The following is a 24,160-nucleotide window of genomic DNA, read 5'->3' as shown; positions in this document are numbered from 1 at the left end:
AATATTTTAATAACGGATGAAACAAAATTAATGTGATGAATTTAAAGAGATGGAGGAAATAACTTGGTTCAATTACAACAGAAAATAGAAGAGGTGAAGAGGGAAAAAACAAATAAAAGCAAAACAATCAATGTATTTGTTTTGCTGCTATTCGTACTATTGATTGCCACAATACTAACCCACATTATTCCGGCAGGAGAGTATGAAAGGGTTGAACAAAACGGACGTGAAATAGTAGATGCAGGATCCTTTACCAGCATAGATCAATCACCCGTTCAATTCTTTAGTTTTTTCAAAGCCATACACACCGGGATGGTGGAAGCAGCCGATATCATCTTTTTTGTTTTTATTATTGGAGGTACATTCGGTGTCCTTACAGCTACCGGTACAATCGAAACTTTAATGGTAGTTATGTCAAGAAAGTTTGCTAACAAGGAGAAATGGTTAATTCCCGTTATGATGTTATTCTTTGCATTGGGAGGATCACTTATGGGCATGGCTGAAGAAACCCTAGCCTATATTCCAATTCTTATTCCACTTGCCATCGCTCTTGGATTTGATGTATTTACTGGAACAGCCATCGTTTTAATAGGAGCTTCGATTGGTTTTACAACGGCGGTCATGAACCCTTTTACCGTTGGCATCGCCCAAGGAATTGCTGGCCTTCCACTTTTCTCTGGAATCACATATCGGATTTTATTGTTTATTGTGATGTATGCAGTAGGGGTTGGATTTGTTTACAGACATGCCATGAAAGTCAAAAAAGACCGTACTCTAGGGTATTTTGGGGATTATCAGGATATAAACTTAGAGCAAATACTGAACTCGCCTGTTATTTTTGAAAGAAGACATAAATGGGTCCTCTTTTGTTTTTTACTTAATTTCATTTTTTTAGCATTTGGTGTAATTAAATTTCACTGGTATATTACAGAAATTGCAGCTCTCTTTATTATACTTGCAATTCTCATAGGTCTTGTCGGCAGACTTTCAGCAGATCAAATCGTTCATTCTTTTATGAAAGGTTCAGCGGGGTTAATTACAGGAGCCCTAGTCATTGGGGTATCTAGAGCTATATTAATCGTTCTTGAACAAGGACATATCATCGATACGATTTTGCATCATACTTCCTCTGTCCTTCAACATGTTCCTTCTGTTTTTAGTGCTGGAGGAATGTTTATACTCCAAGCTCTTATTCACTTTGTAGTTCCATCTGGAAGTGGACAAGCTGCTTTAACTATGCCAATTATGGGACCTTTGGCAGATTTAATTGGGGTTACTAGACAGACAACTGTACTTTCATTTTCCATAGCAGATGGAATTGGGAATATTATTTTTCCAACATCAGGGTATTTCATGGCCGCTATAACCCTTGCTGGTATTCCTTGGGTACGTTGGGTAAAATGGGTCTGGCCACTTATTCTAATTCAATATGGAATTGGAATTATTGCTGTAATTATAGCCCATTTAATTAAGTATGGGCCATTTTAACACACCTAAGTTCAATTAATTCCTACTATATATATAAAATAGTAGGAATTATCAAAATCATCAGCTTGATCCTAATAAGAATCGAGCTTACTGTTTAGTTACAATTCGAATAGATTAATAGTTCACTTTTATCTACCTCTAGTAATGTTTTAAATCAGTTTTCATCCGTTTCATAAGTTATTTCTACTGTCATTATATCATCAAATTTTTATTTTCATTATGTATCCTTTTTACTTTATCCAACTCTAAATAAATCATCATTGGAACTAAGCGATGATTACCCCTGTATACTCCCAATTCCCCCCTTTTTTTCCCTACAGTAAACTTTACAGGGGAAACAAACTCCATTGCAATGTTTAAAATAATCCTTGTTCATATTTATTTGAAAAGCTTTTAGTTCAGGTAAACTCAAAGCTACCTTCCTCTTTAGAATTCCTTTGTCACAAATTGTCATTTGAATATCTCCACTCACACTAGTACAAACGTTCTTGATTATCCATAGAAATTTTCACCTAACTTCTACATTTCGTTTTTCTTTTCAACATAAAAACACCGCGGCAAACGGTGTTTAAAACAAATCGTTAAGTTCCGTTAAAGCCTTGAATAGTCAAATTAATAATTGTCACAAGAGGGGTATCCCGAAGTCTACGGAGGTTTCAAGCGAAACAACATCATTTATTAATTGTATCTTTATGCAAAGCATACGAAGCTTTGTTAAAGTAGGTATTATCTAATTCGAAACCAATAAAGTTCCGATTAAGATTTATAGCAGCTTGTCCCGTTGACCCTGATCCCATAAAACAATCTAGTACTGTTTCACCTTTATTAGAATGGGTTGCATTATTTTGCGAGAACATCAACTAGCTTTGACAAGAGTGAAATCTCGCTTTTCCACTAACTATAGGTGCTTCATAAGAAGCCCTATCATAATGAGAATAAAACGTTCTTTTTGTCCTTTTAGTATAGGAAATAAAATATTCTCTTTAGTTTGACTAATAAATTACTTTCACATTAATGGGGACCAGATTCGTTTTTTCCCAATTTCCTATTCTTTGTTGTTTCAACTTCAGCTTATCTGATATATCACTTATAAAAGGCCAGATAAACGGACCCTGCCTTCTTTAAACGAACACGATACAAAAAAAGGTAAGAGCATATTTGTGCCCTTACCTTTCTTTTTTTATTCTTCACCGCTACTCTTCCTTGCTTGCTGGCATATTCATGTTCGCTTCGACATTCTCCTGATTGATGGTGGTAAATGGTAAATTTCGTTTTCCTGAGAAATTCTCAAGCAATCTTTGAGATCAATTGCCGAAGATGCTTTAATGACTCCTGCAATTTGGCCATTAAATCCGTTGCATACCCAGTCACTTTATAAGCCCCGCCATTCGAACCGCTTCCACCTGTATCCACTACAGTAATTTTGTCGATATTACTAAGCGGGCTTGCCACTTGTTTTGCATATTCCGGATGCATTTTCAAGATCATATCCATGACAGCCGCCTGATCGAACTGTTCAAAGGCTTCAGCAATCTTCTGCTTGCCATCGGCCTCTGCTACCCCTGTTAACCAGATGATTTCCGCTTCCGTCGTACCTTGTGCCTTTTGTGCGTCCGCTTTTGTAAGACCGTCCATGCGAACGCGTTCCGCTTCGGCTTTTGTCATTGCTTCATTTTATACTTATCGGCTTCCGCCTTTTTCTTCACTTCGGAATCATATTGCTTTTCAAAAGTTATCTCAAAATGATAGATTTGAATGTTTGATCATTTTTTTACAATACAATATATCGACGGCTTCAATACATGATGCGATTCTTCATTAAGAAGAATCGCTTTTTCTTTGCGGCATAATCTTAAGGGAGAGCAGGTTTCAAATACCGATTGATAGTCGGAATTTAAAGACTAATGACTCATTTACAAACTATTCAGTTAAATACATAATTAGGAAGATTATGAAGAAGGAGGGATTATATGTATAGAAAATCACTAACAGTACTATTAGCTGCAGGTATGGTTCTATCAACTGGTACAGTATTTGCACAAACAAGCGGAGCAATAAATGCCCAGTCTGATACAGCATTTGATAACAAAGTTATCAAAAAAATTAGTGCGGACAATATGTATAATACGATTGCCTATCTATCAGAGCAACCGAGGGCTGCTGGTACAGAAGGGGAGCTCCGCGCAGTCAAATACATAGAAAGTCAGTTTAAGAGTCTTGGTTTTGAAACAAAGGTTCAGCCTTTTCCCATCTATGATACGGTGCAAAATGTAAAAGTGAAAATTGGTGACAGTGATTTAGGAGGAACACCGCGTGCCCTTAGCGGCAGTATCAGCGGGAAGGTAACGGCCGAACTTGTTAATGTTGGAAAAGCAAAGCCAGAGGAAGTTGGAGAAAATGTATCTGGGAAAATTGCACTAGTTGAACGTGGGGACATTACCTTTGTTGAAAAGGTTCAGAATGTCTTAAATAAAGGAGCGGTTGGCGTTTTAATGTACAACAACTCACCATCAGGAAATAATTTCGGACAAGTATCAGCGGGGCAAAATATACCTGCTGTAGCCATTACCCAAGCCCAAGGGTTAGAGTTGGTCGAACAGCTTAAAACTAAACAAATCACGTCCACTCTGGAAGTGGGAAATGCTGAAAGGATCGAAAAGACATCCTACAATGTCATCGCTTCCCTAAAACCAAAAGCCAATAAGGATAATGGTCAAATCGTGACTGTTGGAGCTCATCATGATTCTGTCCCGGGCGGCCCTGGTGCAAACGATGATGCTTCGGGTGTATCAGCTGTACTGGAATTGGCAAGGATCCTGGCCAAAACGCCAATTGACACTGAAATTCGCTTCCTCACGTTCGGATCTGAGGAAAGAGGGCTCGTTGGATCATCCTTCTATGCAGATTCCCTTCCCAAAGAGGATGTAGACCGCATGGTGGCTCACTTCCAAATGGATATGATAGGCGGACGTGATGCTGGCGAGGATAATCCTGCAGGTGGTTTGATTATGTATACCATTGATGGAATGAAAAACCTTGTGACGGACCTGGGTTCCTCAGCAGGGGCCAGAACGATGGATGTCGCGATTCCTTATGGACAGCTGGGCAGGAGTGACCACCAACCATTCCATGAGCTTGGCATTCCATCCGCCTTGTTTATCCATTCCCCTGTAGAGCCTTGGTATCACCAGCCTACAGATACACTGGATAAGATATCGAAAGAAAAATTGCAGCAAGCAGCTGAAATTATCGGTGCCAGTGTGTATCAAATTGCCCGTCCGGAAACTCCGGCATTAACAAATGCGCGTGTAGCTCCTGGCACGGTAGACTATGATTTTGATGACCGTCCGGTAGATTAAATACTTCATTGTACAGAATTCGAGATTTATAATGGATTTTGGAGAAAATCAGGAGGGCTTCTGTGTAGTTTACAGATGCTCTCTTCTTTTTATCGGCCAGCGCCTTGTGCTTAATTTTTTCACTATTTCTAAGTTCTAAGTCTAGTTAAAATCCTATATGAAATATGTAATAAAACATACATGCTTATCCAACTCCAATACCATTCCCACAGTAAATACTCAATATTATCAGTGTACTTCTCCAATACTACTTCACAGAAATAATTTCAACAATCAATAGATAGAAACCCAAAAACAGCTCAAACTTTAAGGGTTGGCTGTTTTTGGAAATTTTAGGTTACAAAAAAGAAGCCCTATCATAATGAGAATAAAACGTTCTTTTTGTCCCTTTAGTATAGGAAATAAAATATTCTCTTGAATTTGACAAATAAATTACTTTCACATTAATGGGGACCAGATTCGTTTTTCCCCAATTTCCTATTCTTTGTTGTTTCACCAGCACACATAAGTGGTGCTGCTTCTAATACAGATAATTCATTTGGAATGCTTGACAAACTATCCTCATAGGCAACCATGTATTCAGCGTAACCACCGTCCATTGTCAGACCCGTTACAAAGTTGTTCCCTCCATACCTTCCAATGCCTACACTTTCACCTATCTTCCACTTCGTAGAACCTGCTCCAAGTTCTTCAACTACGCCAATTACTTCATGACCAGGAATGCGGGGATACTCTGGAGAAGCTCCTTTAATAGCCATGGAGTCTCCATTACATACTCCGCATGCCTCTACACGGAGAAGTACTTGTCCTTCTCCAGCCTGGGGAATTGAAACCTCTACCAGTTTCATCTTTTCGCTTTTAGACGGAATTTGTATAGCTTTCATCATTTTCATCAAAATATTAACTCCTACAGTTTAGTAATGGAATTTTTGAACATAAGATAAAAAATAAAATATTTAATTGTTTCATTGGATGTTAACTTACCTTATAAAGGTCTGTTTTTTAGATTAGTGATTTCAAAAACTGCCTGATTAGCTGCCAGGAGTGCACCTTCAAGATGTCCCCCATATTGTGAATTAGTCTCTGTACCAGCAAAAATGATTTTCTTTTCCCATAACCCTGATTTTGGTGGTTGCCCATAGCTCGGAAAATCTCTAAGCGGAACCAAGTCTTCCTCAACAGCCGTTTCGGAATCTATGGCCCAATCCTTGTAAAGGATAGCACTTACGTTTTTGGCTGAGGGTCCAAAAAGCCTAACCAATTGGTCAATGACCAATTCTAAAATTTTATCCTCACCCAGTTCTCGTCGCATTTTTGCTGGCATACCAAAAAAACCAAATAATGCACCAGAGCCTGTATCAGGAGAAGCATCATGGATTTCTTGCAAGGGTCCAACCCAGCTCGTTGCAAAGCCAGAGAGCCCTGATTCCCTCCAAAAGGGACGATCATAGATGGCAACTGCCTTAGCCTGTCCTGCCATCCACGTAGGTTTGTTTACAAGATCAGTCATAAGATCTGTAGGGAGTGTAGGTGAGAAATCAATATGACGCGCCACAATTCGAGGCGGCAATGCCAAGATAACAGTACTTGCAGAAACTTCTTCTATCTTTCCATTAGGGAGGTCTGCCTCAAGTGTGATAGCACCTGCTTTTTCTAATCGAATTGCTGTTACTCGCGTTTCTAACTCGACTATGCCTGGCGGAAGAGTATTTTCAACAGCTTCAATAAGGGATTGCACTCCTCCTATGAATCTCACCGATCTATCAACAGAGTTTTCTGGCAGTACATAACGCTCTGGTGGTTTGTTGTGGTATCGCTCTGAAAGCATTGCTCCTTCGGTGTACTGGTCAAAAGTTTCTATATTCAGTTCTTTGACAAGATTAGCAATAGTCCTCTCGTGCTGAGGCCAGAACCATGTCGGCCCGAGGTCAAATTTGTCTAAGTCAAGTCTGGTTGGATTTTGAGTACTTAACACTCTACCTCCAATCCTATCTCTAGCCTCTAGAACCCTACACTTGATGCCCTGTTCAGTAAGCAGTGACGCGGCATGTAGGCCACTTAAACCGGCGCCAACAATAACTATAGGATTGTTCATATTCTTTCCTCATTTCATTTCGGTTGTACTTAAGATTTCTAAATGTGCTTCTGAAAAATATCTTCCTTTTAGTATTTTCCTCTTCTAAATATGCTTTCCACATCTAACAAAATAGGATATCTAAATTCGAACAAACTAAATCTTCGTTATACCCTAGGGTTATTGCCCATTGTATAGAAACTATCCTTATATATTACAATTCTCATCTTCCATAGGACTAGGTGTGCTTGGCACATAATCCACCTTTTTCTTTGTTTTACAATCTTGTATAAGATAAATTTGACGAGGAAACATTCTTTTTAATATACTGATCGTCTTTTTGATTTAAGTTAAGTAACAGGTGCCATTCGTCCGAAATTAGAATCTCACCTGAACATCTCTCTAATTCCTTTCGTAAATTCTATTCATCCAGCCTTTTATTACCTTTTCGACTGAAGAGTCTCCCCTAAACCATTCTGTTACCTCCACTACGGTATGGATTAGTAAGAGGATAATTTGTTTATTCTTCCCGTGTTGATATCATTTTCATAATGCCCAGTGGTCAATTCCGATCATCTTAGGAGAGCCAATATCATTTCGTGTTTAAAAAAGAAAAAGGTAGCTGCAAGCTACCCTGAAAATTAAATGGACTCATCGAATGCAATTAATGCATTTACACCATGAGCAAGAGCCGAACCTGCTTTCAGTGCTGTGGCTACCATAATAGATTCAGCTACTTCTTCCTTCGTCGCCTTTGCTTTTTTTGCTCCTTTAGTGTGAATATCAATGCAATAAGGACAGCCTGTTGTATGTGCTACGGCTATTGCAATTAGCTCTTTTTCCTTAACACTAAGTTCTCCTGCTTTCATTGCTTGTTGATCAAATGCAATAAATGCTTGAAAAGTATCTCCGTTTAATTGAGAAAATTCTTTTAATCGATTAAAATAAGCTGCTCTATACAATTCTTCATCTTCAACTTTATCATAAGCATTAAGAGCATTAACTCCATGAGCAAGAGCCGAGCCTGCCTTTAGGGCAGTGGCAACCATAACCGCTTCAGCCATTTCCTCTTTTGATGTCTCCTTGTTTTTTGCCTGCTTGACATGGAGCTCTATACAATATGGACAGCCTGTTGTATGTGCTACAGCTATTGCAATTAGCTCTTTTAATTTCGAACTTAATTTACCTGCCCCCAGTGCTTTCTTGTCAAAAGTCACAAATGCATTAAATGCATCAGGAGACAATTTACTAAATTCACCTAAACGATTTATATTAGATTTTTTGTATAGACTCTCTTTATTCATTATTATCCCCTCTCTATTTATCACAAAATTCAGAAACCTCTGTACCTACCGGTGGTACCTAAGCTTTTTAAAAAAACTTTAAAAATTTATTAATGAAAAATGCATGTCAGTAAGAAAGGTAGCACATTTTATGGATCACATTGATGAGAGAATGTATTATAAAATTGGTCTCCCAATATGAACAACAATAAAAGCATTATTTATTCACTTTTTCCATTCTTACTGACATTAAAAAGCATAGTTTTTATCACTATTAAAATAACCAATTGTTTAATATTGTATCGAGACTCGCAATTACCCAAGTTGTGAATGTTGTGAATTCAATCTGCAACTATAGTAATGAAATCTATTTTATTGTTTTAGTTCCAGATACTTCTGCCATTCATGAAAACTTTCTGCCATACGGTAAGCCATAAACCCTTGATTTTTCATTTTTTGCGCAGCAATAGCTGAAAAAGCACAGAACTGCCCTCTACAATAAGCTACCACTTCTTTATCTCTCGGTAATTGTTGAAGATATACATCCAACTTTTCCATAGGAACAGAAACCGCGCCTTCTATATGCCCAGCGTTATATTCATCTGTTGGACGCAAGTCTAAGAGGACAACATCTTCTCTATTTAACTTTTCGTACACTTGATCCATCGTAAGTGTATATAAACCTTCCATACCACCGAAGAAATCCTCTTTAATTCGAGTGATATCTGAAAGTTGATTTTCGGCAATATGCCATAAGGAAAATAAAAACTCCACAACAGATGGATCAGCTAATGAATAAATAGCATATGTTCCCTTTTTAGTAAACTTAACTAATCTTGAATCATTCAGAACTTGAAGATGACGGGAAACATTTGCCACATTCATACCTGTATCCTGCGTCAACTTTTCGACAGTTTTTGGTCCCTGAGCCAGCAAATTTAATATCTCAAGGCGTTTGTCACTCGATAAACATTTTCCAATTCTTGATAGTTGTTTATACAATTCATCTTTATAATCTTTTGCAGAAGAAATGAGCTCTTCCATACTAATCATCCTTTATTATTCAATTGATTACATTGTTGATGATACTATAGTTGAAGTAAAAATAACAAAATAATGATTACATTTGCTCATACTCATCTGCAAAAGAAAGAAATGATTATAGAGACTGCTTTCCTTTTGCAGGTTAGCTGGAATTAACAATATCATCGTTTACAATGCATAGCCATTGATATTACTGTTTCTAAATTATTATGGTTAGATACAAGGTTAATTATTAAAATGCAGAAAACATATTACCACTATTAAATTAGTTTATTACTGCTGTCATATGTTCAGTTGTAACTGACCAGTGTGATGCAGTCCAATATTCCCGTATTAATAATCAAATCTTGCATTTAGATGAGAGACGAAAAAACGACTCTCTCCTCCTTTGTAACTAACCTAATAACTCGTAAATGATATTTAATTAGTGCTATAATTCCTGACCTCTGGATCAGATTTTAACAAACCTTTTAGTCCAACAACAACGTCATGATTGAAAAGATTTATTCCAGAATAAGCTTGTGCTTCTTCAATACTGTTAAATCCATGTAATACCTGAACAAATCGCTCCTGGAATATCTTTTAAAAATGTTTCATCATAAGGGTATAAACTTTTCCTGCATTTGGTCGATTAACAACATCTACACTTAAATTTTGAATATAAGCTTTCGGTGTAGTTTTTAAAGTAAGTAATTAACCTCCATTTTTTAATTGAATTGTTGTTTTTATCTTAATCGAGCTGTAACTCCACCATCAAGAGGCATAATAATACCTGTAATCCATGATGATGAATCATCCGCAAGGAATAAAACTGCATTTGCTACATCGTCTGGAGTACCATTTCGTCCAATAGGATGAAACGCGTTAAAGGTTGGTAATACTTCTGCTACTTGTTCTTCTGACATAAAAGTATTGTAAATTGGTGTTTCAACAACTGCAGGTGCTACTGCATTTACTCGAATGTTATCGCCAGCGAATTCTACGGCTAAATTTCTTGTTAAAGCATGTCTTCCTGCCATTGCAGCTGAGTATGCAGATGAAGGAGTTGCTTCCACTGCTTGGATTGCCCACATAGAACCAGTATTTACAATTGCTCCTCTTCCACGTTTTTTCATTTCTGGTATAACCGCTTGAGATGGATAGAATGTTCCTTTAACGATTGTATCTAAATAGGATTGTAGATCGTCCTCTGTATGGTTAAGGAATGGGGTAGGATTAAATTTCCCTGTATTATTAACTAAAACATCTACACCACCAAACACTTCTACTGCTTTTTCAACCAAATTCTCTGAAGTTTCTTTTTTACTGATGTCACCGGCTACATATAAAACTTTTTTGCCAGTTGGGTCAATTTCTAAAGCCGTTTCCTTTAACACATTTTCTCTACGTCCATTAATAATTACATTTGCTCCTTCTTCAAAAAACCTTTTTGCAGTGGCTTTCCCTATCCCAGTACCTCCACCAGTTACGATTACAGTTTTGTTCTCAAATCTCATTATCATTCATCTCCATTTTTTATTATTTAGTTCATTGGTTCCATCAATACTATTGGAAATCCTTTTCAAGTTCATTTCCAACTCGTGATTTGACAGATCTACTTCATCTTGAAAAATTCAAGTTTTCTTAATACTTATTAAACTTCCCAACAACATCTGTCCGCAAAATTCACATTTTAACGCTACTGACTGTAAAATTCGGATTCTGACAAGAGGATGAGGATGCGGCTCTCTAAGCAATGTCGGGATACTTCTGTTGGCTAATTGTGGCTAATTGTCCTCATTAACTTTTGCAATTTTCGCTTGTCCTTCCATTTCATTGCTTAATTCTTCTACGATTGGAAGTTGAACTATACATGGCCCGAATCACGAGTCCAGAAATCATCCAATGTCACGCCTGATTAAACATGGTTTTGAAATGCTCTTTTGTCAGAATAGAAACAACCTCCTCTATTTTTTACACTTATAAATGAGATACAATTAATTACCTTAAATCTAATAATCAATTGATTAATTGAATAATACAATTAAAAATGCTTTTCGTCAACCCAAAGAAAAATATGCATAGATTAGAGGTATTGAAAAAGTGGAGATTAAAAATTTAGTTGTTAAAGAAAATAATAAAGGCAATTTTATAGGTTACATTTAAATTAAACCGAGATGATCCTGAGAAAGCTGTGTTTTCTAATAACACGGTTAAATAACCAGAACCAAAATTTTATTACAATGCGTCCTTGTCAGAAAAGGTATTGAATTTAACATTAAAATCTCAAGATTTTACACAGAATATGTTAGAGGTTAATGAAGAAGAAAATTATTGAAGTTGTCAAAGTGAGGAATCCAAATGTGTTGGATGAAAATATAAGTGAAATATAAGTGAATATTAATTGCTGATAGTGTCATTTACGATGATGAATCTTATTTTGTCGATAAAATCTATGATTTTGCATCCAACAAACCATCCTACCTAGCAAAAATAAAACGAGATTTCTCTGCATAGCTAATTTAAATACGTTACTAAGTTTAAGTATTAAGTACATCCAAATATCGGTCTCAAACATTTAGTAATACAGAAACTAAAAACGAATTTAGGCTTTATTAAAAAAAAAATAAACAACCAAGGGTAATTGGTTGTTTATTCTCTATAAGTATGTCCGATAACCTACCTGTATTGGTAATACATAAGCTATAATTTTATATGATGATAATATAATTTACCATTTAATTCTTCTCTGTTACTCTTCCTTGCCTGCTGCCATATTCATGCCTGCTTCGACATTCTCCTGGCTGATGGTGGCAAAAGGTAAATTTCGTTTTCCTGAGAAATTCTCAAGCAAGTCTTTGACATCAATTCCCGAAGATGCCTTTAATGACTCCTGCAAGGATGCCATTAAATCCGTTGCATACCCAGTCACTTTATTGGCCCCGCCATTCGAACCGCTTCCACCTGTATCCACTACAGTGATTTTGTCGATATTACTAAGCGGGCTTGCCACTTGTTTTGCATATTCCGGAAGCATTTTCAAGATCATATCCATGACAGCCGCCTGACCGAACTGTTCAAAGGCTTCAGCAATCTTCTGCTTGGCTTCTGCCTCTGCTACCCCTGTTAACCGGATGATTTCCGCTTCTGTCGTACCTTGTGCCCTTTGTGCGTCCGCTTTAGCAAGACCGTCCATACGAACGCGTTCCGCTTCCGCCTTCGCCATGGCTTCAATTTTATACTTATCTGCATCCGCTTCTGTAATCTGTTTCATTTTGTTGGCGGAGGCTGCCTGTTCTACCGCATAACGGTCGGCATCTGCCTTTTTCTTCACTTCTGAATCATATTGCTTTTCACGGCGAAGGATTTCTTTTTCCTCCAGCTCAATTTGCTTCTGACGTTCAATGATCCTGATTTGCATTTCCTGTTCTGTTACATCCTGTTTAGATCTGGCCGTTTCAAGATCGTAAGCTTGGTCAGCCCGTGCTTTGGCAATATCCTGCTCACGTCGGAACTCCGCAACCTTTAGCTTGTTGATTTTTTCGGCTTCTGCTATTTCGGTTGCCCTTTCAAGTTCGGCACGCTGAGCTTCCTTCGAAGCTTCGGCACGCTTGATTCGCGTTTCTTTCTCTGCCTCGGCGGTAGCTATATCGGCATCCCTCTTCACCTGGGCAATCCTTGGCTTTCCGAGCGATTCAAGATATCCATTTTTATCCCGCACATCTTTAATCGTGAACGATACGATGATGAGTCCCATTTTAGCTAGATCCTGCGAGGCTACCCTCTGTACTTCCTGGGAAAACTTTTCACGGTTTTTATAAATTTCCTCGACTGTCATCGAACCAAGGATGGAACGAAGATGTCCCTCCAAGACTTCCCGCGCTTCCTGTTCACGGTCATCCTTGGATTTACCAAGGAATTGCTCCGCTGCTGTGGCAATATCGGTGATTGAACCGCCAATCTTGATTATCGATACACCATCAGCCATGACTGGTACTCCCTGTTCCGTATATACTTCAGGAGTTGAGACCTCAAGTTTGCTTGACAACAAGCTTAGTGGTTCAGCTTGCTGGAACACCGGGAGAACGAAAGCGCCACCTCCGCGGACGATTTTTATTTTATTTCCTGATTCGTCAATGTGAACATTTTTGCTCCCTAAGTAGCTTCCAGTCACTATCAATGCCTCATCAGGACCAGCCGTGCGGTATTTCGTAATAAAGACAGCAATAAGTGCGATAAGTAAAAATGCAACAATGGCGACAACGATCCAAATCAAATTAAACATAAACTACCTCCTACCTTTTTTAATCCTGGTGGGGCATAACATAGACAACCCCGTTTTTAACTTCGATGATCAAGACCTTTGAATCCGAAACAATTCTTTCATTCTTATAACTGGCCGCCGTTTTCGCGATGCTTCCACTGATGCTTTCAATCAGGACTTCCCCAAACCCGTCAACCGGAATTGATGTCAGAACCCTGCCGACCCTCCCTCTCAGATCATTATCATGAAATGTCAAACTTTCTTCCGCTGATGAGATGGGAATCAAAACAAATACATTCAGTAAAGTGACGATAATAAATGAAATGATCAGGGAAATGCCGGCACTCACTCCAGCATGAAGTCCTGATAGCGATTCAAGTAAAAACCCACTCGCAAAAAACACGGTCAAAAAGCTAAAAATGAGTGTAGGATTAAATATATCCGGTAATTCAAGGCCGGAAAATATATCATTAAACAAGATAAATAAGAATGTTAGCCCCCCGAATATAATTAATCCATATAAATAGACTGTTTCTAATGGAACCCCAAATAACTCCATCTCTTTCATCCTTTAAATTCGATTTTTTCCAAGCCGCATACTATTTTAAGGACCTGGGATAAGCGTTTTACCAACATTGATGTCTATTGTTATAATCCCCTCCATTTACTTTGCTTACCATTCATACGAATGACGCATTCAAAAAGTTTCATTTATTTTCCAAGTTTTGAATTTTTCACTTGGAAAAATCCTGCCTTCTAAAAGACCATTATTGAAAAAAATTCATAATATCATTGACAGTGTTTAATTAACATATTAAAATTCTTTATATGTTAACTCGTTACATAACTAGGTTTACATTAGGGGGAAGCACGATGAAAGAACGTCATGAGAAGTTAAGAATGATGATGGTTACAGCTTTATTTGCAGCACTTATAGGAATACTTGCCCAAATTACAATTCCACTGCCCTTAGTACCGATTACAGGACAGACTCTTGCAGTCGGACTGGCAGCAACGATACTCGGTTCACGTTATGGAACCTCTTCCGTTTTATTATACTTGTTCATAGGGGCAGCCGGAGTGCCGGTATTCGCTGAAATGTCTGGAGGATTAGCTAAGATATTCGGTCCGACAGGCGGTTATTTATTATCCTATATCCCGACAGTATATATAACGGGGATGATATTGGAAAAAACCCGTTTCTCCGTTGCAATGGCTTTCCTTGCCAATACAATCGGGATGATAATTACTTTGGTCATCGGTACGGTTTGGTTAAAATATATGAGTTCATTATCTTGGCCAGTGGCATTTGCCAGCGGTTTTGCTCCATTTATAATTGTAGGCGTATTAAAGGCATTCCTTGCATCTTGGCTTGGCATTACAATCCGTTCAAGGTTAGCGTCGGCTAATATGCTGCCAAAAAAAAATGCACCACTTTCCCAATGATGGGTAAATAAAAGAGAGGGTACCGCTTGTGGTACCCTCTCTTTCATTTATATTCAAATTCCGGAGCACTGCATAAAAAAAAGACTCTTAAAAAGAATCCTTTTTTACAAGTATTTATTGCGGTCCTATCCCCATAAGTCCGAATATGAATAGCAAATGTATATTATCCCCTTTGCTAACCGTAATCATTTTACTATAGTAACAGTAATTTGACAACTATTGAGGACACAATGAACATCCTACCAGTTTATTACACAAAGATGAATATAGAAACGGATTTGGTTACTTATTATTCACTTGATATTCTTTTTTCGTACCATCATCGAAAACGACCTCTAAATCGAATTCTTGATAGTCATCTTTCAAATTAAAAGCTTTTGTCACTTCTTGAATGACTTCCTCATCTGTTGAATCTTTGGTGAATGTCAATTTTTCTAAAATCGGGGTCAATTCTTTCATTGCTTCATCACCGTGAACTTCATGTTTGTTAAGTTTGTCCTCGATCGAAGCTTCTGTTTGAGCTCCCATAGTATCATATTCAGCTTCGTATTCGTTATCATTGCCTGTATAATCCACTTCTAATTGAAAATCCTTATAAGTGAAAGGCAGTTTTTCATTATTATCCGTTCCTGTTTCAGGATTATTTTCCGCTTGATTTTCATTTTCCTGAACCGGCGGGTTTTTCACTTCATCATTTTCTTCGCCGCATCCAGCCAAAACAAGCATAGCCGCAAACGGGACCGATAATATTTTGATTGATCTTCTCATTAGTTTTTCCTCCTTTAGTTTGTATATGTTATCTATTTCCTAACAGGGGGCATTTAAAACCTCAAGAAATCTCTCAGATATATCAAATCAACGAAGTGATCATAGTGGAAGGATATAAAACAATACCGCAAAAAAGTGTGTGACAGACCCCCCAAGCACGAATACATGCCAAACCGCGTGATGAAACGGAAAACCTCGCCAAACATAAAAGATGGCTCCAAACGTATAAAGCAATCCTCCTGCAATCAATAACTGGATACCAGCTGAAGGCATCGTTGCTGTAAGTGGTCCCCAAACGATAACGATCATCCACCCCATTGCAATATAGAGAATCGTCGAAAGGAAAAGGAATCTTTTCACATAGAAAGCTTTGAAGACGACGCCAATGATGGCAACTCCCCAAATTATACCTAGCAGTGTCCAGCCAAGTGACCCTTGGATCACAAGAAGCATGATGGGCGTGTATGTCCCAGCAATGAATATATATATGGCTGAATGATCAAAGATTTCAAAAATATCCTTCGTTTTACCCTCTGGAAAACTATGCACCAAAGTGGAAGAAACATATAAAAGAAGCATGGAGACACCATAAATGACTGAAATGACAACATGCCAAGGAGATCCTGTTTGGGCTGAGAATATGATTAAAAACACAAGTGCGGCAATACTTAACAAAACGCCGATACCATGGGTTATCGCATTGACCACTTCTTCTTTTTTTGTATAAACATGTGTATTAGCCATGTTACAGCTCCTTAATTCCGGCTTAATTTTTTTGTATTCACCTAAAGTATACACCAGTTCTTCCAAGCAATATAGAAAAGTGAATATTAACTTGATTAATACCCATTAATTAGATTATTATCTAATTAGATGATAATCTAATTAAAAAAGGGGGATAAAAGTGCAAGTAGAAAAATTGGTCGCTTTCCACAAAACGATTGGTGATGTAACCAGGATTAGGATTATATCCATCCTTGCAAATGGCCCAAAACACGGACAGGCACTTGCGGGAATATTAAAATTGACGGCCCCGACCATTTCACACCATTTATCGAAATTGAAGGACATTAATTTAGTGAAGGATCGCAGGGAAAAAAATACGGTATATTATTTTTTGAATGAAGATGTACTGAAGCATTATTCATCAGCATTACCTAAAATGGTTTCAACGAAGGGGGACTCTAATAAAATGGATAATCAAAAGCTGAATTTAGAACACAAAAAGATCCTTGAAAACTTCTATACGCCAGATGGCCGACTTAAAACCATACCAGCACAAAGGAAAAAGAAAATGATCATCCTTCATCATATTGGCAGCCTTCTGGAAAAGGGACGTAAATATCCAGAAAAAGAACTGAATGAATTCATCCAGTCATTCCATGATGATTATGCAACGATAAGGCGTGAACTCATTATCGGAAGCATCATGTACCGTGAAAACAGCATTTATGAACTGAATCCCCGCGAGATGTGGGCTGACATCGTTTAACGGAAGGATTCTAAAATAAAAACCGGCCTCCCATTTGGAAAGCCGGTTCTTGAGATTCAGTTTAAATGGCAAAATGGTGACCGCCGATGATTTTGATTACATCTAATTGTTTCATCCATTCGCTGTCCGAAATGCTAGGATTCCAAAAATACAATGCATCATTTGTGTAGCCATGAATCGCCAATGCTTCATTGACAGCTTTCTTGGCATCATCTCCTGCTGGTTTATTTATACTGCCATCCCCAACAGGTGAGAATTGGTTTTTTTGATAAATCACTTCCCGTACCGTATCAGGAAATTCATCGCTATCAAGGCGATTCAAAACAACTCCTGCCACCTCGACCTTTCCTCTGTATGGCTCACCTTTAGCTTCTGCATGTACAAGCCTTGCTAATAATTCTTTATCTTTTTCATTCATTGCATGTGGAATAATCAATGTTTTACCAGGCTCGGCAACATTGTTTACATTATTATTGGCTTCTTTCAACTTTCTGATTGGAACACCGTGCTGCTTCGCAATATCCCAAATCGATTCACCTTGTTTAATGACATGTTTGGTTGCTCCATCAGAAGCTTTACTGGTCGTTCCCTTAGGGAAAGCTATCCCAAGTACGATGACACTTAGAGTCATTATCACGGTTATTAATACTGATAATTTCATCTTGTAACCTCCTCGTTAAGCATCTTCCAAGGATAACAGACCATATGGGAGAAAACAGTGCTAAATTTTTTCCAAGGAAATGAAGGAAAAATTTTCACAGGTCGATTAACTTCGAAATTTTAATGATTCCCATTCTTCCCGTAGCATTCCCATTCTGATTGAATCGTAATAATAACCTTCGTGATAACGGCATTTTCTCATCCTTCCCTCTACTTGCATGCCAACCTTTTCTCCAACTGCGATCATACGTTCATTACCTGACCACGTCGTCAGGCCAACCCGCTCAATCTCCATTTTTTCGAATAAATAGCCTATGAATAGCATTAACGCTTCTGTTCCGTAACCGCCGTTCCAATACTTAGTCTCAAAAATCGTAATTCCGATTTCAAGCCAGCGTGAAGGTTCATGTTCCCAGTAATATACAACAGATCCTATTATTTGATCGTTTTTTTCCATTAATAGCTCGGAGTAAGCCCCCATTTTCTCATCATAGGTTTGATGCTTCATTTCTTTATCGATATACGTATGGAAATCAATAAGTTCTAGAGGATAATAAGGTGCATCCCACTTTTTCCATGCTGGATTGGCTTCTCCATATTTCAGGCTCCATAAACGTTTTAAATCGGCTTGTTTAACATTCCTCAATATTACTTTGCTTCCTTCAATCCAAACATCGTCCAATCCGCTTCCTCCCACTTCATCCTTGCTCTACCTTCCATTTTACTGGTCGACACATAATTTAATAAAATATTGCCTTTCTCTGGGACCATCGAATTCACAAAAATATACACCCTGCCATGTACCAAGGATTAAGCTCCCTTTATGTATGATCACCTGCTGTGAAGAACCAACCGTACTTGATTTCAAATGGGCAGCGGTGTTTCCTTCCATATGTAAATCCAATGTATGGTTCCATGGATATTGCTCATCCAGTCTTCTAAGCATATCCTTTTTGACATCGGGATCAGCATTTTCATTAATCGTGATTCCTGCTGTCGTATGTGGACAATATATAAGTGCTATCCCCTCTTGAATCCCATTTTCATTAATGAAGGCCTGTACTTCTGTCGTAACATCAATCATATCATCCCTTTTCGTCGTTTTTAAGGTGTTTTTCTTCAGCATGTACGTTCACTCCTTTTGTCATTTTAATATTCCTTTACCCATAAACCATATATTCATGCTTTAATAAACCAATCGATATTAAGATTAGCAAACCTTATTATAATTATTTTGTTTTAATATTGAATCTATAAGGGATGAGGGGTGATTTTAAGCCAACATTTCCAATTAGCCACTCCAGCAGATAAAGTGGACCGATTGAGGAAGTATTTCACGGAAATTCTATTTAAAAGAGAAACCTGCAGATTTAAAATGCTAAGGGGGGATTGGTTTTAATCTGGATCGATCAATGGAGAACTGCCCGAAAAATCCATCCATCTCTTGTCGTTGAAAACCAGATAGGCTATAGGCTTCTAGCCACATTTAGTAATTAATCATAGATCTTTTAAAGTGACGCAAGGTTTCCGGAAAGCGAACCCGCTGAAAATTGGATGCGCTCTCAGACTGGAGATAAACTCGATGAAAATTGAGTTTGTCTTCAGTTTTTTTGTTTTAGGCTATGTTAATTAACGATTGTAATAACAGCTAATCGAATAAAATGAATTTTATCCTCTTGTGTAAGTTGCCGATATCATTAGTTCAAACCTAATTCTAACTCCTTTTTGGTCATGCCATCCGTGGTTAATCGGAATAGACCGAACATTACTGGATTAGCTTGCACCAACCCTTCACGCACTAACTCTTTAAGAGTCTGATTTACACAGGATAGATTTCCCGATTCTTTCGGAAGACTGGCAGCAATTTGAATCGGTGTCTGCCAATCAGTGGTTAATGATTGCAACAAGTTTCGTTGTTTTGGGGTCAAGTCCACACTTACTTCCTCCCAGTTTTTAGGTTACCATTATTAATGGTACGTTCTTAATGACTGAAAAGTTTCATTAATCGGTAATAAACAGCTATCTTTTATGATTTTTCTTATAGTCAAGTTATCACTTCAATATTGTGAAACCCCAATTAGCCAAAGTTCGATCGGCACTAAATTGATATCGGACAATACGTACTGCAAAGATGCTTGAATGGCTTTTTCTTTATTTGTAAAAAGCAAAGGATTCGATCCTTGTCACTTTAAATCAGATGGTACATAACGTGTTAAAGGACTCTAGACTCTTACACATCCAGATTGTGAATAATTATCACTTCCATCTAAAATGCTGGGTGCAATGATTCAAAGGTGTAGCAACAAAATACATATATATTTATTATAGTTGGTTTTAATTTTTTGATATCTAAGGAAACACGTACCATCAAGGACATATTCAATAAGAAATAAATCAAGAGCGTAAGTAAAGAAGCCTTTTCCTGCAGATAAGTTTATCATGAAAGGAAACAAGGAGATTTAAAGAAAGTTCAACTGATCCTGAGAGTAGCTATTATGCAAGAGAACTAAACAGTTTGCCTATTCGTTTCATGCGGCAGCAAAAAATACGCAATGATAGTCATCTTAGATCCTCTGTTTATAACTGCTTCCATCCAATAAAATTTAAAAAGGTTCCGGAATGATGCCATTCCGAAACCTTTTTGTCTACAAACTGAATGCGGGTCCAATGTACTTGGACCCGCTTTCTTTCTGTTTTTTTTATATCCGTTTCTTTTTCCAGAATCCCAATATTAAAGCGGTAATGAGGGATCCTATTAAAATCGCCAGCAAATAGCGGAATGGATGGTTGACTAGGGGGATGACAAATATTCCCCCATGTGGCGCTGGCAAAGTTACACTAAAAGCCATTGACAGGGCTCCTGCCGTCGCTGCCCCAACAACACTGCTGACGATAACGCGCAATGGATCCGCCGCCGCAAAGGGAATGGCACCTTCTGTGATGAATGAAGCACCCATGAAGTAATTAGTGAAACCTGACTTCCTTTCCATTTCAGTGAATTTGCTTTTAAAGAATGTAGTGGCAAATGCGATTCCTAGAGGAGGAACCATTCCACCAGCCATTACTGCAGCATGTGGTCCGAAACTTGATGCCTCAATGGCTGCAATCCCAAAGGTGAATGCTGCTTTATTTAAAGGTCCGCCCATATCCACAGCCATCATACCCCCAAGAATCAAGCCTAGGAATATTGCGTTCGTTCCGGATAAGCCCTGCAGCCAATTGGTCAAGCCCGTGTTAATGGCTGTTACTGGTTCATTTATAAGAAATATCATGATAAACCCTGTAATTAACATCCCGAATACAGGATAGAGTAAAACCGGTTTAATGCCATCGAGTGTTTGCGGTAACTTGGAAAACAATTTTCTTAAAAGTAAGACGACATAACCTGCAAGGAAACCGGCGATCAGTCCGCCAAGAAAACCAGCATTAGCCTGTGCTGCCAATAATCCCCCTACCATACCAGGAGCAAAACCTGGACGGTCGGCAATACTTGAAGCAATGAATCCAGCCAGGACAGGGATAAGTAAGAAGAAGGCACCATTTCCCCCGCCAATATCACTTAATGCTTTGGCAATGGGATTATACTCCGGATTTGCCGGATCGGCTGCCTCGATCCCGAAAAAGAAAGAAAGCGCAATCAGGATTCCGCCCCCGACGACAAATGGAAGCATGTTACTTACGCCATTCATTAAGTGCTTGTAAATCCCCAATCCTCCTTTAGCTGAATCACCTTCATCACTTTTATCATTTCCAGTTCCTTTGTAAACAGGTGCATCCTGACTCACGGCTCTGGTTAAAAGCTCCTCGGTCTTCCGGATTCCATGGGCAACAGGGACAATAATGACATGTTTTCCATTAAAACGATCCATTTCCACCTGCTTATCCGCTGCGACGATAATTGCATCCGCTTCATCAATCTCTGCGGCGGTTAAACCATTTTTGATTCCTGTGGAACCATTTGTTTCCACTTTGAAATCGATTCCCATTTCCTTCGCTTTGGCCTTTAACGCATCGGCAGCCATATAAGTATGGGCAATTCCTGTTGGACAAGCTGTAACGGCGAGGATTTTACCTCCTTTATTGTTACCACTGGCACCATTACTTGATTGCTCCTCTTCAGTTTCTTCTTCATAAGCCTCCATTTCTTTTTGATTGATTATCTCCAACACTTCCTCACCAGAAGAAGCAGAAATCAATCGGGCCCTGAATTTATCATCCATCAGTAATGAAGAAAGCCGGGAAAGGGTTTCCAAGTGATCTGCATTCGCTCCTTCACTTGCTGCAATCATAAAGAACAAATGAGCCGGCTGCCCATCAAGCGATTCATAATCCACACCACTGACAGATTTGCCGAAACAGATGGCCGGTACCCTTACAGCATTTGTTTTTGCGTGCGGTATGGCTATCCCTTCACCAATCCCTGTTGTGCTTTGCTCTTCACGTTTTAAGATGGCAGCATTAAAACCCTCCACATCGTTTAGCCTGTCTGCCTCGGCTAACTTTCCTGATAGTTCATCAATGACTGCTTGCTTTGTAACACTTTGCAAATCTATTATGATTGTGTCCAATTTTAACAAGTCTGTAATTTTCATAGAGTCAGCCTCCTGTTAGTTGATTGATGGCAATTTGCGGTAATAGCTCTTCAATTTTATCCAGTGTTCCGAGATCGGATGAAAAGGCTGTAGCACTTCCTGCGGCAAGACTGAATCGGAAAGCGGATAAAATATCTCCTGTCCTTTCATATGTCCCGATGAAACCTGCAACCATGGAATCGCCTGCACCCACTGAGTTGATGACATTCCCTTTTGGAACATTCGCGGAATATGACTCTCCACCGGTGCAAAGCACGGCCCCCTGTCCCGCCATGGATACAATGACATTTTGTGCTCCTGCTTCTACCAATTTATTGCCATATTCTCTAGCATCATCAACCGTTCTTATTTCGGTGGAAAAAAGCTCACCCAGTTCATGGTGATTGGGCTTTATTAAAAATGGCCGGTGTGGAAGGACATTCAGTAATCCCTTGCCACTCGTATCCACCACCACTTTAATGCCGTTATCGGAACATGACCTTGCCATGGCTTCGTATACATCCGATGGAACGCTTGGTGGGATGCTTCCTGATAAAATGAGGATATCATTATTATTCAACTGTTCAATCTGACTAAATAATTGTTGATAATTCCCTTTTGAAATGACCGGCCCTTGGCTATTAATTTCGGTCTCCAGCCCTGTCTTCAATTTGATGTTTATTCTTGTATCTCCAGCTATCTCTGTAAAGTCCGTGAAAATCTCTTCCTGTCTTAAAAACCTTTTTACAAATTCACCTGATTGTCCACCGATGAATCCTAACGCTGTCGTACTATTGCCCAGCCTTTTAAGCACTCGGGAAACATTAATCCCTTTCCCTCCAGGGAATTTTGCATCATAACTGGTTCGATTCACCTTGCCCATTTGAAAACTTTCCACCTCAACAAGGTAATCGATGGATGGGTTGAGTGTCACTGTATAAATCATTAAATGGTCACGACCTTTACCTTTGGATTTTTATCGAGTTGAGCAACAGCCTCTTCATCATTGCTGTCAGTAAGGATTATGGCATCGCTTACATCTGCCACCTTAGCGAAAGTAGCTTCATTCAGTTTTGAACTGTCAGCAAGCACATAAGTTTCATTAGAGAGGCGTAATGCCATCTTCTTCAGTAGAGCTTCTTCCGGGTCGGGTGTTGTGAAACCCAGATCTTGATGGATGCCGTTCATTCCCAAGAAGCATTTATCAAAACGGTATTCATTCAAGAACTGTACAGCATTACTTCCTATAACCGCATTTGTCGAAAATTTAATCGTTCCGCCAACTAACACGGTTTTGATTTCCAATTCGATGAGTTTTGGAATATGCATCAGACCATTTGTCAGCACCGTTATATTTTTATCCTTTAAATAAGGAATCATTTCCGCGGTCGTCGTGCCTGCATCAAGATATATACAATCATTTTTCTCTATGAATGAAGCCGCCAGCTTTGCTATATGTCGTTTTTCAGCCTTTGCTTTGTTTTGCTTTTCCATAGTTGTTGGTTCAAGACCTTTTCTTTGAAGTAAAGAGGCCCCTCCATGTACACGTTTCAAGAGCTTCATTTCTTCGAGTTGCACTAAATCTCTCCGAATGGTCGACTCCGAGGCTTGTAGCTGATCTACAAGCTCCTGCAGCTTTACCGTTCCTTGTTCTTTAAGGATCGATAAGATGAACTGGTGCCTTTCAGTTGTCAACAATTCGCCCACCTCACTTTAATATCATCATCATATA

Annotated in this window: 21 protein-coding genes and 1 pseudogene; 4 read left to right on the top strand and 18 right to left on the bottom strand. The window is 38.7% G+C overall.

The genetic code is table 11. From position 1 onward, the window contains the following. The first annotated feature begins 63 nt into the window (after positions 1-63). The gene (locus tag MPH60_RS08255) at positions 64-1,488 is read left to right on the top strand and encodes a YfcC family protein (protein WP_245406409.1); all 1,425 of its coding nucleotides are present in this window, start codon (positions 64-66) and stop codon (positions 1,486-1,488) included. A gap of 671 nt (positions 1,489-2,159) precedes the next feature. Here the strand turns inward: MPH60_RS08255 and MPH60_RS08250 are convergent. Together MPH60_RS08250 and MPH60_RS08245 are read right to left on the bottom strand one after the other, a co-directional pair. Further along, positions 2,160-2,345: a DNA methyltransferase gene (locus MPH60_RS08250; protein WP_272492840.1), complete on the bottom strand. Its 186-nt coding sequence runs from the start codon at positions 2,343-2,345 to the stop codon at positions 2,160-2,162. Positions 2,346-2,681: 336 nt separating this feature from the next. Continuing rightward, positions 2,682-3,215, bottom strand: a pseudogene (locus MPH60_RS08245) (flotillin domain-containing protein); the annotation flags it as partial. Between the two features lie 243 nt (positions 3,216-3,458). Here MPH60_RS08245 and MPH60_RS27725 point away from each other — a divergent pair. After that, positions 3,459-4,847: a M28 family peptidase gene (locus tag MPH60_RS27725; protein WP_272492841.1), complete on the top strand. Its 1,389-nt coding sequence runs from the start codon at positions 3,459-3,461 to the stop codon at positions 4,845-4,847. A 443-nt stretch (positions 4,848-5,290) separates the two neighbouring features. Here the strand turns inward: MPH60_RS27725 and MPH60_RS08230 are convergent, their stop codons facing one another. The 7 genes from MPH60_RS08230 to MPH60_RS08200 all read right to left on the bottom strand — a co-directional run bounded on the left by MPH60_RS08230 (position 5,291) and on the right by MPH60_RS08200 (position 14,050). Continuing rightward, positions 5,291-5,740 carry an alcohol dehydrogenase catalytic domain-containing protein gene (locus MPH60_RS08230; RefSeq protein WP_241593738.1) on the bottom strand — a complete coding sequence of 150 codons (450 nt, stop codon included), beginning with the start codon at positions 5,738-5,740 and terminating at the stop codon, positions 5,291-5,293. A gap of 92 nt (positions 5,741-5,832) precedes the next feature. Next, positions 5,833-6,942 carry a flavin monoamine oxidase family protein gene (locus tag MPH60_RS08225; RefSeq protein ID WP_241593692.1) on the bottom strand — a complete coding sequence of 370 codons (1,110 nt, stop codon included), beginning with the start codon at positions 6,940-6,942 and terminating at the stop codon, positions 5,833-5,835. Positions 6,943-7,562: 620 nt separating this feature from the next. Then, positions 7,563-8,225: a carboxymuconolactone decarboxylase family protein gene (locus tag MPH60_RS08220; protein ID WP_241593693.1), complete on the bottom strand. Its 663-nt coding sequence runs from the start codon at positions 8,223-8,225 to the stop codon at positions 7,563-7,565. 351 nt (positions 8,226-8,576) lie between these two features. After that, positions 8,577-9,248, bottom strand: a complete 672-nt coding sequence (locus MPH60_RS08215) for an ArsR/SmtB family transcription factor (RefSeq protein ID WP_241593694.1) — start codon at positions 9,246-9,248, stop codon at positions 8,577-8,579. A 725-nt stretch (positions 9,249-9,973) separates the two neighbouring features. Then, positions 9,974-10,744, bottom strand: coding sequence for an SDR family NAD(P)-dependent oxidoreductase (locus MPH60_RS08210; RefSeq protein WP_241593695.1), 771 nt, complete (start codon positions 10,742-10,744; stop codon positions 9,974-9,976). A gap of 1,235 nt (positions 10,745-11,979) precedes the next feature. Next, the gene (locus tag MPH60_RS08205) at positions 11,980-13,512 is read right to left on the bottom strand and encodes a flotillin family protein (RefSeq protein ID WP_241593696.1); all 1,533 of its coding nucleotides are present in this window, start codon (positions 13,510-13,512) and stop codon (positions 11,980-11,982) included. A gap of 19 nt (positions 13,513-13,531) precedes the next feature. Next, on the bottom strand, positions 13,532-14,050 hold the full coding sequence (locus tag MPH60_RS08200; protein WP_241593697.1) for an NfeD family protein: 519 nt from the start codon (positions 14,048-14,050) through the stop codon (positions 13,532-13,534). A gap of 314 nt (positions 14,051-14,364) precedes the next feature. Between MPH60_RS08200 and MPH60_RS08195 the strand changes: the two genes are divergently transcribed. After that, positions 14,365-14,937, top strand: a complete 573-nt coding sequence (locus tag MPH60_RS08195) for a biotin transporter BioY (RefSeq protein ID WP_241593698.1) — start codon at positions 14,365-14,367, stop codon at positions 14,935-14,937. 282 nt (positions 14,938-15,219) lie between these two features. Here the strand turns inward: MPH60_RS08195 and MPH60_RS08190 are convergent, their stop codons facing one another. After that, a complete protein-coding gene (locus MPH60_RS08190; RefSeq protein ID WP_241593699.1) occupies positions 15,220-15,705 on the bottom strand; it encodes a YusW family protein in 486 nt (161 codons plus the stop codon). Between the two features lie 99 nt (positions 15,706-15,804). After that, entirely contained in the window at positions 15,805-16,449 is a 645-nt protein-coding gene (gene trhA, locus MPH60_RS08185; RefSeq protein WP_101225198.1) for a PAQR family membrane homeostasis protein TrhA, read from the bottom strand. A 160-nt stretch (positions 16,450-16,609) separates the two neighbouring features. Between trhA and MPH60_RS08180 the strand changes: the two genes are divergently transcribed. Then, positions 16,610-17,197 carry a DUF2087 domain-containing protein gene (locus tag MPH60_RS08180; RefSeq protein WP_241593700.1) on the top strand — a complete coding sequence of 196 codons (588 nt, stop codon included), beginning with the start codon at positions 16,610-16,612 and terminating at the stop codon, positions 17,195-17,197. A 61-nt stretch (positions 17,198-17,258) separates the two neighbouring features. Here MPH60_RS08180 and MPH60_RS08175 read toward each other — a convergent pair whose 3' ends face one another. The 7 genes from MPH60_RS08175 to MPH60_RS08145 form a co-directional block, all read right to left on the bottom strand. Next, positions 17,259-17,858, bottom strand: a complete 600-nt coding sequence (locus MPH60_RS08175) for a cell wall hydrolase (RefSeq protein WP_241593701.1) — start codon at positions 17,856-17,858, stop codon at positions 17,259-17,261. A 105-nt stretch (positions 17,859-17,963) separates the two neighbouring features. Continuing rightward, complete coding sequence (locus MPH60_RS08170) at positions 17,964-18,539, bottom strand: GNAT family N-acetyltransferase (RefSeq protein WP_241593702.1); 576 nt, start codon at positions 18,537-18,539, stop codon at positions 17,964-17,966. 39 nt (positions 18,540-18,578) lie between these two features. Further along, positions 18,579-18,983: a secondary thiamine-phosphate synthase enzyme YjbQ gene (locus tag MPH60_RS08165; RefSeq protein WP_241593703.1), complete on the bottom strand. Its 405-nt coding sequence runs from the start codon at positions 18,981-18,983 to the stop codon at positions 18,579-18,581. 571 nt (positions 18,984-19,554) lie between these two features. Then, complete coding sequence (locus MPH60_RS08160; protein WP_241593704.1) at positions 19,555-19,791, bottom strand: hypothetical protein; 237 nt, start codon at positions 19,789-19,791, stop codon at positions 19,555-19,557. A 765-nt stretch (positions 19,792-20,556) separates the two neighbouring features. After that, entirely contained in the window at positions 20,557-22,449 is a 1,893-nt protein-coding gene (locus tag MPH60_RS08155) for a PTS fructose transporter subunit IIABC (protein ID WP_241593705.1), read from the bottom strand. A 4-nt stretch (positions 22,450-22,453) separates the two neighbouring features. Next, positions 22,454-23,374 (bottom strand): 1-phosphofructokinase, encoded by a 921-nt coding sequence (gene pfkB, locus MPH60_RS08150; RefSeq protein WP_241593706.1) that lies wholly within the window; start codon positions 23,372-23,374, stop codon positions 22,454-22,456. Beyond that, positions 23,374-24,126 (bottom strand): DeoR/GlpR family DNA-binding transcription regulator, encoded by a 753-nt coding sequence (locus tag MPH60_RS08145; protein ID WP_241593707.1) that lies wholly within the window; start codon positions 24,124-24,126, stop codon positions 23,374-23,376. The genes pfkB and MPH60_RS08145 overlap by 1 nt, the downstream gene beginning before the upstream one ends. Positions 24,127-24,160 lie beyond the last annotated feature (34 nt).

Origin of the sequence: Peribacillus sp. Aquil_B1 (assembly GCF_022603275.1) — a bacterium.
In the GTDB taxonomy this organism is placed as follows: Bacteria; Bacillota; Bacilli; order Bacillales; family DSM-1321; genus Peribacillus.
This window is presented reverse-complemented; position numbering and strand designations above follow the sequence as displayed.

What these genes read in the sequence shown, in the direction of transcription:
- MPH60_RS27725 (WP_272492841.1), top strand. Translation starts at nt 3,459, where the DNA reads ATGTATAGAAAATCACTAACAGTACTATTAGCTGCAGGTATGGTTCTA.
- MPH60_RS08175 (WP_241593701.1), bottom strand. Translation starts at nt 17,858, where the DNA reads ATGAAATTATCAGTATTAATAACCGTGATAATGACTCTAAGTGTCATC.
- MPH60_RS08200 (WP_241593697.1), bottom strand. Translation starts at nt 14,050, where the DNA reads ATGGAGTTATTTGGGGTTCCATTAGAAACAGTCTATTTATATGGATTA.
- MPH60_RS08205 (WP_241593696.1), bottom strand. Translation starts at nt 13,512, where the DNA reads ATGTTTAATTTGATTTGGATCGTTGTCGCCATTGTTGCATTTTTACTT.
- pfkB (WP_241593706.1), bottom strand. Translation starts at nt 23,374, where the DNA reads ATGATTTATACAGTGACACTCAACCCATCCATCGATTACCTTGTTGAG.
- MPH60_RS08250 (WP_272492840.1), bottom strand. Translation starts at nt 2,345, where the DNA reads ATGTTCTCGCAAAATAATGCAACCCATTCTAATAAAGGTGAAACAGTA.
- trhA (WP_101225198.1), bottom strand. Translation starts at nt 16,449, where the DNA reads ATGGCTAATACACATGTTTATACAAAAAAAGAAGAAGTGGTCAATGCG.
- MPH60_RS08195 (WP_241593698.1), top strand. Translation starts at nt 14,365, where the DNA reads ATGAAAGAACGTCATGAGAAGTTAAGAATGATGATGGTTACAGCTTTA.
- MPH60_RS08220 (WP_241593693.1), bottom strand. Translation starts at nt 8,225, where the DNA reads ATGAATAAAGAGAGTCTATACAAAAAATCTAATATAAATCGTTTAGGT.
- MPH60_RS08210 (WP_241593695.1), bottom strand. Translation starts at nt 10,744, where the DNA reads ATGAGATTTGAGAACAAAACTGTAATCGTAACTGGTGGAGGTACTGGG.
- MPH60_RS08190 (WP_241593699.1), bottom strand. Translation starts at nt 15,705, where the DNA reads ATGAGAAGATCAATCAAAATATTATCGGTCCCGTTTGCGGCTATGCTT.
- MPH60_RS08225 (WP_241593692.1), bottom strand. Translation starts at nt 6,942, where the DNA reads ATGAACAATCCTATAGTTATTGTTGGCGCCGGTTTAAGTGGCCTACAT.
- MPH60_RS08165 (WP_241593703.1), bottom strand. Translation starts at nt 18,983, where the DNA reads ATGCTGAAGAAAAACACCTTAAAAACGACGAAAAGGGATGATATGATT.
- MPH60_RS08155 (WP_241593705.1), bottom strand. Translation starts at nt 22,449, where the DNA reads ATGAAAATTACAGACTTGTTAAAATTGGACACAATCATAATAGATTTG.
- MPH60_RS08230 (WP_241593738.1), bottom strand. Translation starts at nt 5,740, where the DNA reads ATGAAAATGATGAAAGCTATACAAATTCCGTCTAAAAGCGAAAAGATG.
- MPH60_RS08215 (WP_241593694.1), bottom strand. Translation starts at nt 9,248, where the DNA reads ATGGAAGAGCTCATTTCTTCTGCAAAAGATTATAAAGATGAATTGTAT.